This is a genomic window from Wolbachia endosymbiont of Tuta absoluta (genome assembly GCF_059414725.1).
Genome location: NZ_JBNRJY010000210.1, coordinates 21,745 through 33,828, shown reverse-complemented (window position 1 = coordinate 33,828; position 12,084 = coordinate 21,745). Strand labels below are relative to the sequence as shown.

Sequence of the window (12,084 nt, the reverse complement as noted above, 5' to 3'; positions counted from 1 at the left end):
ATGACCACGGAACTCCTGACTGCCGAGTAGGGAGGCGGCGCTGGCGTTGCAGCAGGCTTAGCCGTATGCACTTGGTTGTTGAACCCTATGGACAAACAAACTGCTCACTTTAATGTATTCAATTCAAACCTAAATTGCGGTTTGCCTACGGGTGTAAGGGAATACCGAAAACTTTCCAGGCATGATCGATCCCAGTGTCAAGCACTGGGATGACACCATTTGTTGTAAACTCACTTTTACTCTATGGTTATACTACCTTACCGCTATCCTGAACGGATACCAATATTTACCCATTAAAAACAACAACATTTTTCCGAATAACTGTAATTTAAGGCTAAATCAACGCAAACTAATTTCTACTTTTTTCAATGATTTCTTTTGCTTTTTCCACATTAGCCCATTCTCCAACTGTCACCGTTTTTCCCTTTTCTAAATCTTTATAATGAGAAAAGAAATGAGCTATTTTATCTAGTAAGTTTTTAGATAAATCAGAATAGTTTTTTATATTGTCATAATAGCTATCAACACTGGAGATAGGTACAGCTAATATTTTTTCATCCTCTCCTTTCTCGTCTTTGGTAAGTAATGCACCTACTGGACGCACTGATATCAAAACTCCAGGCGCTAAAGGAAATTGAGTTAGCACCAAAACATCCGCAGGGTCACCATCACCTGCGCAGGTATTTGGTATAAACCCATAATTGCAAGGATAAGTCATTGAGGTAGACAAAAATCTGTCAACTTGTAACAACCCAAGCTCTTTATTAAATTCATACTTTACAGGCTCAGCATTTGCACTTATTTCAATTACTACATTTATTTCATCTGGTTTTGTTGTTACTTTGCTTAAATCCATGGATTACCTCGTTATTCAAGAGAAGATATTATATAGCATACACTTTAAAAGTGCTACATTTATCATTCATAAGTAGAGATTCATGATTGAATAGGACCATTTGCAAAACTGTTAATAGTTGTATCATTGATCGTTGAATGTGGCGGTTCTTGAGGTGATTTTAGTAGTTGAAATAAAGCATATACTATTACGATAGTAAGCATTGCAGCAATTACTAGATTAGCAAAATTATCCTGTGGTAGGACACCTTTTATTGGATTAAATAATTTTTGCTCCATAAGGAAATAATCAGCAACATATAACCCAACAGACAATACAAACATACCTAAAATAAGTTTACAGACTGTGTTTTTATGATTTTTCTTGCTGATAATGAAATTTGGCCTACATTTATTCTCTTCTTGTGGCACTGAGTAGTATATATTTTTAGGGCTTGTTACTAATTGTTCAAATTCATCACTGTTTTGGTTTTTTAACAGTTGCTCCAGGGTGTTTTTTGTATTCTTAGGATATATTAATCCATCCATTTTTAATGCTCTCTCTCGTCGATCCACATCCTCATGATCGATTGTATATTCGATGGTTCCATCTCTACTTGATAGCTCGATCCTTTGTAGTGAGCTAGCTAAGAACATTATATAGCTCTCTATTAATGGATCTTCACATATCTCTGATACTTCTCTTTTTACTGTTTTGTTAGATGATGAAAGTTTTTTATAATGACTACCCAAAGAAAAGAACAATGCTATATCTTTATCTACTTTTATATTGTGAATAGAATAATAGAAATCAATAATGCATTTACTTAAGGTAAATTCTCTGTCATATTCGTTTAATGCATTTTCTTCACTTAGTAACTTTCTAACATCAATAAGCACCTTATTTTCAAAATCTTCTACTGCTTTAAATATTGATTCTCTTTTTGGATTTGCCAAAACGTTAAGTAAATCTAATTTTCTTCCATCTACTACTTCGTGTATGTCTTTACCTAACTCAGACTCCTTAATAACTTTACATATTTCATCTATGATATCTTGAGTGCTCAGATTATTACTTCCGCTTAAAATTTTATAAGCTTGAGTATAAATTAAGAACAACCCTTGTAGACTAAATTGTAAGTTAAAATATTTATCTAATGATTCCTCTTTTTTTCTAACGAATGAAGACAAACCAATATGGTTTCTATGGTCTATTTTACCAGTTAAGTTAGCATGTTGAAAAACGCCTAAAAAAATAAACAAGGCCTCTAATAAATTACCCTTACGAACAATTTTTATTAGTTCTTCAACTTCCTTAACCATTGCTAAAACCTATAATGTTCTACTTTATAGTATAAGGGATACATGGCAAAATAGCAATAAATATTATTGTACGTTTACACTCTGTATCAAAGAATTAAGCCCTTTAGTTAGGAGCATATCCAACCTCCACCTATAACTTGTTCGCCCTTATATGCTACACAGGCTTGACCTGGACTGATGCCAAAGTAATCGTCGTTTAAAATTACACAGGCTTTGTTCTTTTCGTCAGTTGAATATATTGTCGCTAAGCTTCCTGCATGTGATGACCTAAGCTTCACAGTTACTTCCATGCCTTCTTTTGGTTGTTCTAACCAATTTAACTCTTTGACCAATATCTTTTTTTGCATTAGAGCATTGATCGGGCCTACTACAACTTCATTATTTTCTGTATTAATTTTTATCACGTAAAGAGGCTCATTGTGTGCGATGCAGAGGCCTCTTCTCTGTCCCACTGTAAAATTTACTATGCCGCTGTGCTCACCTAGCACTTTTCCATGAATATCTACTATTTTACCTTTCTGCACAGATTGTGGAGCTAATTTAGCTATTGTTTTACTATAGCTTTCGGAAACAAAGCATATATCTTGACTATCCGGCTTTTCAGAAATTTGTAAGCCAAAATACTTTGCTAATTTTCTTATATCACTTTTATAGAACCCACCTAATGGAAATCGCAAAAGCTTTAACTGCTCCTCAGTAGTTGCAAACAAAAAATAACTTTGATCTTTACTTTTATCAATACTTCTGCACAACTTTACCTCACCATTTTCTTCTAATCTTCTTACGTAATGTCCTGTTACGAGCACATCCGCACCAAGATTTTTTGTAACTTGCAATAGATCGCGAAATTTTACTGTTTGGTTACACCTTACGCACGGTATGGGAGTTTCTCCACGCATATAGGTATTTGCAAAATCCTCTATTACTTCCTTTTTGAATATTTCCTCGTAGTTTAAAATATAGTGGGGAAAGCCAACACTTTCAGCCACGTATTTGGCATCATAAATATCCTGTCCAGCGCAGCATGCACCCTTTCTCGCATTACCATCACTGCCATAGAGCTGAAGAGTCACACCTATCACTTCGTACCCAAGGTTATACAGCAGTGCTGCAGCAACGGAGCTATCAACTCCCCCGGACATTGCAACAATAGCCTTAGTTTGATGCGGAGCTTTATCTTTTAATAAAGGTTCAATTTCAAATTCTTTTAGCATATAATTTATAAACACAAACCTGTGTCAAGCACTGGAATCCAGTTTCTATTACACAATTTCATCGAAACAGCATACTTATTTGTAGTCAAGTTCCAGTGTCAAGCGCTGGGATGACACCCCTTCCTGCTGGAAGTTGCCTTTAAATTACTTGGTGCGTGACACTGGGATCTCATTTATATTACATAATTCCATCAAAACAATTCGATCTTCAAAAACAATTTAATCTTGCTTGAATAAAACATGGCCAAAATAGTCCATGTTTTCAAGTACTTTTCCGCTACCCAGGGCAACACAACAAAGTGGATCATCTGCAACACGAACTGGTAATTTTGTTGTTTCACTAATAACTTTACTCAAGTTGCGCAATAACCCACCTCCACCAGATAAAATTATTCCTCTATCAACTATATCAGAAGAAAGTTCGGGTGGAGTACTCTCCAGTGCAGTTCTAATAGCAGAAATTATCTGATGTACAGGCTCTATTAGGCTCTCTGCAACTTGATATTCTGATAAAAGCATTTCTTTTGGCATACCACTCACTAAATCCCTGCCTTTAATTATCATTCCCTCTTTGTTGTTTTCAACTGGCAGACTGGCTGAACCGACGTTTTTCTTAATTTTTTCAGCAGTTGTTTCGCCAATCAATAACTTATGATTTTCACGAATGTATGACTTTATTGCCTCATCCATAATATCACCACCTACTCTGGCAGAACGTGAATAAACAATTCCACCTAAAGAAATAATTGCAACTTCAGTTGTACCACCTCCTATGTCAACAATCATAGAACCTTCAGGTTCGGTAACTGGAAGTCCAGCCCCAATTGCTGCAGCCATTGGTTCTTCAATTAAGAATACTTCATTTGCACCAGCACTTTCTGCTGCATCTTGTATAGCACGCCTTTCAACTGGGGTAGATCCAGATGGAACACATATGATAATACTAGGCTTATTAACAGTGAATCTTGTGTTTGCGCTGCGTATGAAATATTTTAACATTTCTTCCGCGCTTTTAAAATCAGCAATAACTCCGTCTTTCAAGGGCCTTATCGCTTCTATTTCTCCAGGTGTTTTTCCGAGCATCATCTTAGCTTTTTTGCCAAAAGCATAAGGAACGTAACTTCCTTTTTCTTTTACTCTTGCTACAACTGAGGGTTCATCAAGCACTATCCCCTGATTTTTCTGATAAACTAAAGTATTTGCAGTACCAAGATCTATAGCAATATCGCTAGCAAATAAACCTTTGAAAGTAAAAAAATTTCTGATTAAATTCTGAATAAAACTCATACACAACTCAAGAAAACCATTTATTGAGACAAATTATACTTTTCAGATAAGTAACTAGTGTAGCACTCAATATCTAAATCCCTACCTGTTACCTTTTTTAGCTGTTCCAAAAAGCCATAATTTGCACTATATACATTTTTAGAGAACCAATCGATAAGTAAACTGAAATCTCCTTTTACTATAGAATCTAAAAATTCGTAATGATTTTTCTTAATGAAAGAAAAAAACTGCACAGCAGCGATTAACGCTATGACTTTAATAGGAAAGTAGCCTATAACACCACTTATCCAATACTCATCTTGAAAATAAGTGTCTAGCTCATTTTTAGCTTTTACTGAAATCTTGTAATGCTTCATACCTTCCAGCCATTTATCGTGTAGATCTTTAACTTCTAACGTACCATTTATTAGATCTTGTTCTAATTTAGTTCTTAGCATAATGTGAGCCAATAAACTAAATTCATCCGCATTCTTCAAAAAAGATGAAAGATTTACTTTATTGAAAATCAAATACAAATTTTCAACACTACTATTAATTTTGCCTTTTGTAGAAAGTTTCTCCTTTATGTGTGGTTGAATGAACTCAATAAATTCTCTCGATGTTCCAATGATCTTTTCCATGAATAACCCTTGAGTTTCATACATAATATGTTTTGTAATTGAGCTCTTTATAGAATTTTGCGCTAAACATTTTTGATGAATTGCATAACCAGTATGCCGTAAAAGTAAAAATAAACCATAACAAAGGTCAGATTCATCATAATCGATAGAATCGTAATAAGAAATGGAAATCTCATTTGGTGTAACACTCATTTGCTGTAAGAATAAGGAACCAAGTTCAATCTGTCTCTGAACCGTAACTTTTTGTATATTAGTAACCTTATCCTTCTTCTGCTTTTGAGTTACTTTCTCTACATTTTCACTAAAAAATTTACCTAGCTTAGGAAATATTTCCTTTATGTTCTTTTCTGTGATATTAGAGTCATAGTCAGCAAGCAATGACTCATAGTTTGAGCGCTTTAATTGCTGCGATTTTATAGAAGCTGCTTCACGAGTAAGCTTAATTAGGTTAGTAAAGCATTCTTTCAGCTTTTCTAAGTTACTAATTTCAGAATTAGTTAGCCTCCATAAGTTTTGGCATTCAATCTTAGCTTTGGACAAAGATTTTACTAAATCAACAGGAATAGCACTGCTGCTTTTGTGTATCCCCTCTATTAACTTTAGCTGCTGAATATTAGCACTCTTTTTATTCCTAAGAGCATTCGCTAATGATTCCTTTATTGCATCATGAGAGATAATTTCATGTCTGATTTCCTCTAGAAGACACATTTGTTCAACTTTGTCCTCTACATTCAATTGGCTTTTGCTTAGTAGTTTTAGTGTGTTTTCGATATTCCTTACCTTATGTAATACTTCCTCTAAAAACTTATAAGATCTCATTTTTATTCATTGCTTTGAAACATCTGCTTAATATCGTAATAGATTAATAATAAAGTTAAAAGTATATTTGCTTAAAGTACAATAAAAAATTGTATTTTTATTCTTTTTTTGTACTTCATTGCTAAGAATTGAGCATCTTATCAGAAAATTAATTATAAGATTGTAAAGAAAACATTTAGTATTTTATTTCCCTTGACTCTATTCTAGTATAGAGGGATTATTAGTACTAAAATTAAAATTACGCACTATATTTTAAATTTATGGAGGTTTAGTGATGTGGAGTAGACTGATTATAATGTGTTGTTTTTGTTTACTGCTTACTGGTGTAAGTTCTTGCCCTAAAAAAGGAGTAAATACGACAAATAAAATGAATGCTGTTGTTAAGCAGATAGGTGATAAAAGAGTTTTCTTTGGTTATGATGAATCTAGTATCAGTGAAGTGAGTGCAGATGCATTACTTGACGTGATGGAAGTGTTACAAAATAATCCTGACGCAAAGGTCACTTTAACTGGTCATACTGACAATCGTGGTTCTCACGAGTATAATCTTGCACTAGGAGCTAGAAGAGCAGATGCAGCTAAAAAATTTATGGTCAGCTGTACACCTTATCTAGAAAATAGAATAAAAACTGCTTCTAAAGGTGAAACTGAGCCTTTGGTTAATGTAAAAGATGATTCTAGAAATTCTAAATATGAAAAAGAGCATGCTAAAAATCGTAGAGTGGAATTTTCATTTTCTGGAATAAAGAAGTAGTTTCTTGCATTAAAACCTGGATCCCAGTGTCAAGCACTGGGATGACAAAAGAGAGCAATTCCGCTGCTTGTTAGCGGGATCTATATATACCACAAATAAGTCGCTGTATGACGTAGAGACTATCTGGCCATCAAGAAACATAATGAAATTAGAGTTATTATTTCAAAATATAGCTAATAGTTTTGCTTTCCATAACCAAATCGCAGTTGCAGTATCAGGTGGTGTAGATAGTATAGTCTTACTGCATTTAATGACTAACTGGGCAAAAAAAAACAAGCTTTCACTTCCTATAGCATTAACAGTAAATCATGGGTTACGTTCAGAGTCTCAAAAAGAAGCTGATTTTATTATAAGTTATGCAAAAGAACTTGGAGCAAAGGAATCGTTCATATTAAATTGGGAGAAGCAAAATATTAAAGGTAATATTCAGTTACAGGCACGAAAAGCACGATATAAGTTACTAGCAGAGTGGTGTAAAAACAATAATGTTAAATGTTTGCTCGTTGCTCATCACAAAGATGATCAAGCAGAAACGTTCTTATTAAGATTGGAGCGAGGTAGTGGAGTAGATGGATTATCATCAATGGATTACAAATCTTTCTTAAATGGTATTTATATATTTAGGCCGTTGTTAAATTTTAGTCGTAGTGAAATAGAAAGGTATGCTAAGCTTCATCAGTTAAGATGGATCGAAGATAGAAGCAATTATGACTTAAAATACAGACGAACTTTATACCGTAACTTACTTAAAGCAAGTGATAATCAAGATGTTCTAACAGAGCGAATATGCCTTACAGCACTTCATATGAAAAGAGCTGCAAAAGCGTTGATGCACTACACACGCCTTGCATTTGATGATTGTGTTAATGTTCATGATTTTGGTTATATTGAAATTAAACTAAGTGAATTTTATCAATTGCCAGAGGAAATAGCCTTGAGGCTTCTTCTTTACTCTATAATGGCAATTGCCAGCAAACATTATAAACCAAGGTACAACAGCCTTATCGTAATATTTAATAAAATATTGCAAAAGGGTAGTAATGTTAACTGTACACTTTCTGGGTGCAAAATAAGAAAATATGGAGAAAATATCTTAATAATTAGAGAATCGTCAAAGATACAAGAAATTACTGTACACTTACCATTAAATGGTTCTATTGAATGGGATAACAGGTTTAGCTGCACAATATTTGGAGATCAGGAGTGTTCAGTAACTATTGCTCCACTAAAGAAAACACAAAAAATCCCTGAATTTCTAAAAAATTATGATTATTGCTCTGAAGTTTACTATTCTTTGCCTACAGTACAAAAAGATGGAAAGATGCTTGCTTATCCTGATGTAAATTATAACGGAAAAAATACCGATGATGATAAGGTTCGATTCATTATTAATAGCACGATAAAACAAAATTTGGTAAGCTTGATTAGTATTTAATTAGAAATGTAAATGAAAAAATTTTTAGAAGGCTTATTGATCTGGTTAGTGATTATTGTTCTTATTTCAGTTGCTTATATTCAATTTAGCGGAAGTATAGGTAAGAGTAAAACAACCATACCTTTTTCAGAATTTTTAACTAGACTAGAAGATAATGATATAGAAAATATTACAATAAGAAACCAAAGCATCGAAGGGAAGTTTAGGGATGGGTCAGCCTTTAACTCAAGTGGTGTTATATATAGTGACTTAATAAAAAGTTTGCATGATAGGAAAGTGAAGTTCTCCTTTTCAATTGGAGACTCTGCAATAGGTATAATTGGTGGATTACTTATTCAATGGGTTCCGACGCTTATCTTTATCGGTTTATTACTTTTCCTTTTTAAACAAACGCAAGCAGGAGGTAATAGAACTATAAGCTTTGGCAAATCAAAAGCTAGGCTTATGACTACTGGAAAAAAAGTGACATTTGATGATGTTGCTGGGATTGATGAAGCAAAAGAAGAGTTGGTTGAAATTGTTGATTTTCTTAAACAAAGGCAAAAATTTCAAGTGTTAGGTGGGAAGATACCAAAAGGATGTCTTTTAATTGGTTCCCCTGGAACTGGTAAAACTCTACTTGCTCGTGCAATTGCAGGTGAAGCTAATGTACCGTTTTTTAGTATTTCTGGATCTGATTTCGTTGAAATGTTTGTCGGTGTTGGTGCAAGCCGTGTCCGGGATATGTTTGATCAAGGCAAGAAAAATGCTCCTTGTATAATTTTCATAGACGAAATAGATGCAGTAGGTAGGCATCGCGGCATTGGTCTTGGTGGCGGTAACGACGAAAGGGAACAAACATTAAACCAGTTACTGGTTGAGATGGATGGTTTCGAGTCTAATGAAGGTGTGATAATAGTTGCTGCAACTAACCGTCCAGACGTCCTAGATCCAGCACTACTTAGACCTGGTCGTTTTGACCGACAGATTACTATTTCTTTACCTGATATAAATGGGCGTGAGAGAATATTAAATACGCATATAAAGAAAATATCGATAGCACCAGATGTAAACGTAAAAACAGTTGCGAGGGGAACGCCAGGTTTTTCAGGGGCTGATCTAGCAAATTTAGTGAATGAGTCTGCGCTTATTGCTGCAAGAAGAAATAAGAAAATTGTTACCATGGATGATTTTGAGTATGCACGTGATAAAGTGATGATGGGCATGGAAAGAAGGTCCTTAGTCATTACAGAAGAAGAAAAAAAGCTTACTGCTTACCATGAAGCTGGTCATGCAGTAGTTGCAGTTAATATGCCTGCTTCTGATCCTATACACAAAGCAACAATTATTCCACGTGGTAGAGCACTCGGTTTAGTTATGAGACTACCAGAAACAGATAGAGTGTCCCTCACAAGAGAAAAGATGCTAGCAGATATAACTGTTGCAATGGGTGGACGTGTGGCAGAAGAGCTAATTTTTGGCTATGATAAAGTCACAAGCGGCGCATCTTCAGATATAAAACTAGCATCAGATTTATCACGTGCTATGGTGACAAAATGGGGAATGAGTGACAAAATAGGGCCAATATATCACAATCGTGAACAAATCACACATGATTCTGAGACAATTTCTGAAGATACGTTAAGACTTATAGATGAGGAAATAAAGAAAGTTGTATTTTCTTGCTATGAAAAAGCAAAAGACATTTTAACCAAGCGTAGGAAAGACTTGGAGCTCATTGCTGAAAATCTACTGGAGTTTGAAACTTTAACAGGAGATGAAATAAGAGACATATTAAGTGGAAAAAAAATTGTTAGAAATGAAAATGAAGGTAAGGAAGAGGTAAGGAGATCCTCTCTCTAATCAGATCTGGCTTTATTTAACCGCTAAAACAAAAATTTTTAATTAATTAGCTTAAGTTATAAGATCATAGTTAAGCCGATGTATTTTATAAATGGACTTTTTTGAACATTCTTCCAATTTTTTTCTAAATAACTCTTTGCCTATTTAAATAAGTATGTTCAGTATTAGAGCTTTCCAGACCGCTACTAGGAGAAAGATTAGGTTCTTGACCTTTAAACATCTCTATTAGCTTTAATACAGGAGCAGTTCCTGCTACAATAGCTCCTATAACAGCAGTAGCACCCATGATGAGAAGAATCGGTTCTGCAGTGGTGATTACACAAAGCTCAATACATAAACCAGCAATGACCATACCAACCATTATACCAATGAAAGCACCTACAATTATGGATGAAACTACACCAATTAATTCTCCTATTTTTGAACTAAGTGGTACTTCTCTTTCACGTCTAATACGCCTAATATAGCGTGACCTCATTTGTCCTCTCATTATTACATTTTCATCCCTGTTTCCAAAGAGATTCAATGACGCTTCTTTTTCTCTAATAAAATTTGGCCGCATTTGTTGTTCTCTTGCCCTTCTTCGCTCTCTCATTATTATGTTTTCCTCAAAGAGGTTTAGTGGTACTTCTCTCTCACCTCTAATTCTAACATGATTTAGCTGTGCTTGTTCTACTAATAACCTTATTGTACTTTTTATTTCATTTAGCGGTGCTCTTCCTCCAATATCCTTAATTGCCTTCTCAAATTTTAATAGCGACTTGTTATTTAGTCTGACATTATTCTGAGAATCACAAACAATAACCCAATCTAAAATTGGCTTTTTTTGACCACCATACTCTATATAATCATTAATGTGTTCCTTTAGTTTTTTAATTATCTCTACTGCTCTTGTTTCCATAGCTTCTATGGCGCTATCTTCACTTTCTATGAGTATATTGAAAACAATTCCTAATAACTCCTGTTGTAAATCCTTTCCTTCTTTAATATTCATAATTAGCCTCAACTTTTATATGCTATTTTGCCAAAATAATTTTACCAAATAAGTAATATATATACAATAATTCTCGTTTAAAAATTTTTTTACATTGGCTTATCTCAGTTATGTTTTAGGATGTAAAAGCTTCTTACTTTAATAATTTATTAAAGTAAACCATATATGGATTGCTATTTAGGAGCAGCTGTTGTACTTTAATCAGAAAGTACAGTAATGTAAGAAGGAGGTACTTTATGTCTTTAAAAAATGAAATTTCTGAATTGATAGAGCAACAGCTTGGCATTAAATATCATGACAATTGCTTAGCTTACACTATCCATAATTCGGCTGCAGGTGAAATATCCGATTCTATTGCTCTTTGCATAGTTGGCTGTGGCGATTGTGAGATTAAGTATCAAGGTATTGCTAATTCATTTAACATAACGAAAGAAGAAATTAACCAAAGTAATATAGAAAGCATAAAAAATAAGATAGAAAGTGAAGCTAGAAAAGAAGGTAGTGAATTTTCCGAGTTGATTTCTAGAATGGATCAATCGCTGAAAGAACAAAGTGAAAAGTCTATTATACAGATTTTAAATTCATCTGCTGAAGAGATGTTAAGGAGTTTTTGTGGTAGTTCTATACAGAGAACAGATGATAAAGAAGTTAGTCTGTCCTCTGCTTCACATGAAGAGCCTGCTACAGAAGATTCGGAAACTACTATTAATTCTGATCTTTTATCAATTTAACCAGCTCCTCATATAAATTTTTTCTGTACCCAAGCTATATGTTTGTGAGAGGATAGTAAGCACTACATTTTTCTATTTCCATTATAACAGATTCGTCTATTTTCATGATGATCTTACTATTTGTACTCTGTCTAGGACTAAGCAATAGAAATAGTAGGATAACAGTAGTCAACCAAGATTCCAGCATCACGTACTAGGATGATATAAGTATCATAATTTACGATTAGATTG

General features: G+C 34.0%; 10 protein-coding genes. 4 read left to right on the top strand and 6 right to left on the bottom strand.

Annotation, left to right across the window (positions count from 1 at the left end):
* Positions 1 to 349 precede the first annotated feature (349 nt).
* The 5 genes from ppa to ACJ5GX_RS02320 form a co-directional block, all read right to left on the bottom strand.
* Complete coding sequence (gene ppa, locus ACJ5GX_RS02340) at positions 350 to 856, bottom strand: inorganic diphosphatase (protein ID WP_019236780.1); 507 nt, start codon at positions 854 to 856, stop codon at positions 350 to 352.
* A gap of 80 nt (positions 857 to 936) precedes the next feature.
* Positions 937 to 2,157 (bottom strand): WD1261 family protein, encoded by a 1,221-nt coding sequence (locus ACJ5GX_RS02335; protein ID WP_230608969.1) that lies wholly within the window; start codon positions 2,155 to 2,157, stop codon positions 937 to 939.
* A 107-nt stretch (positions 2,158 to 2,264) separates the two neighbouring features.
* Positions 2,265 to 3,371 carry a tRNA 2-thiouridine(34) synthase MnmA gene (mnmA, locus tag ACJ5GX_RS02330; protein WP_019236778.1) on the bottom strand — a complete coding sequence of 369 codons (1,107 nt, stop codon included), beginning with the start codon at positions 3,369 to 3,371 and terminating at the stop codon, positions 2,265 to 2,267.
* A gap of 219 nt (positions 3,372 to 3,590) precedes the next feature.
* The gene (locus tag ACJ5GX_RS02325) at positions 3,591 to 4,658 is read right to left on the bottom strand and encodes a rod shape-determining protein (RefSeq protein ID WP_052264689.1); all 1,068 of its coding nucleotides are present in this window, start codon (positions 4,656 to 4,658) and stop codon (positions 3,591 to 3,593) included.
* A gap of 20 nt (positions 4,659 to 4,678) precedes the next feature.
* Positions 4,679 to 6,097, bottom strand: coding sequence for a gluzincin family metallopeptidase (locus tag ACJ5GX_RS02320; protein ID WP_007302209.1), 1,419 nt, complete (start codon positions 6,095 to 6,097; stop codon positions 4,679 to 4,681).
* Between the two features lie 274 nt (positions 6,098 to 6,371).
* Here ACJ5GX_RS02320 and ACJ5GX_RS02315 point away from each other — a divergent pair, with 274 nt between their 5' ends.
* From ACJ5GX_RS02315 to ftsH, 3 genes are all read left to right on the top strand, one after another.
* Positions 6,372 to 6,851 carry an OmpA family protein gene (locus tag ACJ5GX_RS02315; protein ID WP_007302208.1) on the top strand — a complete coding sequence of 160 codons (480 nt, stop codon included), beginning with the start codon at positions 6,372 to 6,374 and terminating at the stop codon, positions 6,849 to 6,851.
* A gap of 142 nt (positions 6,852 to 6,993) precedes the next feature.
* On the top strand, positions 6,994 to 8,286 hold the full coding sequence (tilS, locus tag ACJ5GX_RS02310; RefSeq protein WP_007302207.1) for a tRNA lysidine(34) synthetase TilS: 1,293 nt from the start codon (positions 6,994 to 6,996) through the stop codon (positions 8,284 to 8,286).
* Positions 8,287 to 8,298: 12 nt separating this feature from the next.
* A complete protein-coding gene (gene ftsH / locus ACJ5GX_RS02305) occupies positions 8,299 to 10,128 on the top strand; it encodes an ATP-dependent zinc metalloprotease FtsH (protein ID WP_007302206.1) in 1,830 nt (609 codons plus the stop codon).
* A gap of 124 nt (positions 10,129 to 10,252) precedes the next feature.
* Here ftsH and ACJ5GX_RS02300 read toward each other — a convergent pair whose 3' ends face one another.
* Positions 10,253 to 11,122 carry a hypothetical protein gene (locus ACJ5GX_RS02300; RefSeq protein WP_495292657.1) on the bottom strand — a complete coding sequence of 290 codons (870 nt, stop codon included), beginning with the start codon at positions 11,120 to 11,122 and terminating at the stop codon, positions 10,253 to 10,255.
* Between the two features lie 236 nt (positions 11,123 to 11,358).
* Between ACJ5GX_RS02300 and ACJ5GX_RS02295 the strand changes: the two genes are divergently transcribed.
* A complete protein-coding gene (locus ACJ5GX_RS02295; protein WP_019236773.1) occupies positions 11,359 to 11,853 on the top strand; it encodes a WBM0748 family T4SS-associated protein in 495 nt (164 codons plus the stop codon).
* Positions 11,854 to 12,084 lie beyond the last annotated feature (231 nt).

Excerpts from the sequence above, each read along its gene's own strand:
- ppa (WP_019236780.1), bottom strand. The coding sequence starts at position 856 with ATGGATTTAAGCAAAGTAACAACAAAACCAGATGAAATAAATGTAGTA.
- ACJ5GX_RS02335 (WP_230608969.1), bottom strand. The coding sequence starts at position 2,157 with ATGGTTAAGGAAGTTGAAGAACTAATAAAAATTGTTCGTAAGGGTAAT.
- mnmA (WP_019236778.1), bottom strand. The coding sequence starts at position 3,371 with ATGCTAAAAGAATTTGAAATTGAACCTTTATTAAAAGATAAAGCTCCG.
- ACJ5GX_RS02325 (WP_052264689.1), bottom strand. The coding sequence starts at position 4,658 with ATGAGTTTTATTCAGAATTTAATCAGAAATTTTTTTACTTTCAAAGGT.
- ACJ5GX_RS02320 (WP_007302209.1), bottom strand. The coding sequence starts at position 6,097 with ATGAGATCTTATAAGTTTTTAGAGGAAGTATTACATAAGGTAAGGAAT.
- ACJ5GX_RS02315 (WP_007302208.1), top strand. The coding sequence starts at position 6,372 with ATGTGGAGTAGACTGATTATAATGTGTTGTTTTTGTTTACTGCTTACT.
- tilS (WP_007302207.1), top strand. The coding sequence starts at position 6,994 with ATGAAATTAGAGTTATTATTTCAAAATATAGCTAATAGTTTTGCTTTC.
- ftsH (WP_007302206.1), top strand. The coding sequence starts at position 8,299 with ATGAAAAAATTTTTAGAAGGCTTATTGATCTGGTTAGTGATTATTGTT.
- ACJ5GX_RS02300 (WP_495292657.1), bottom strand. The coding sequence starts at position 11,122 with ATGAATATTAAAGAAGGAAAGGATTTACAACAGGAGTTATTAGGAATT.
- ACJ5GX_RS02295 (WP_019236773.1), top strand. The coding sequence starts at position 11,359 with ATGTCTTTAAAAAATGAAATTTCTGAATTGATAGAGCAACAGCTTGGC.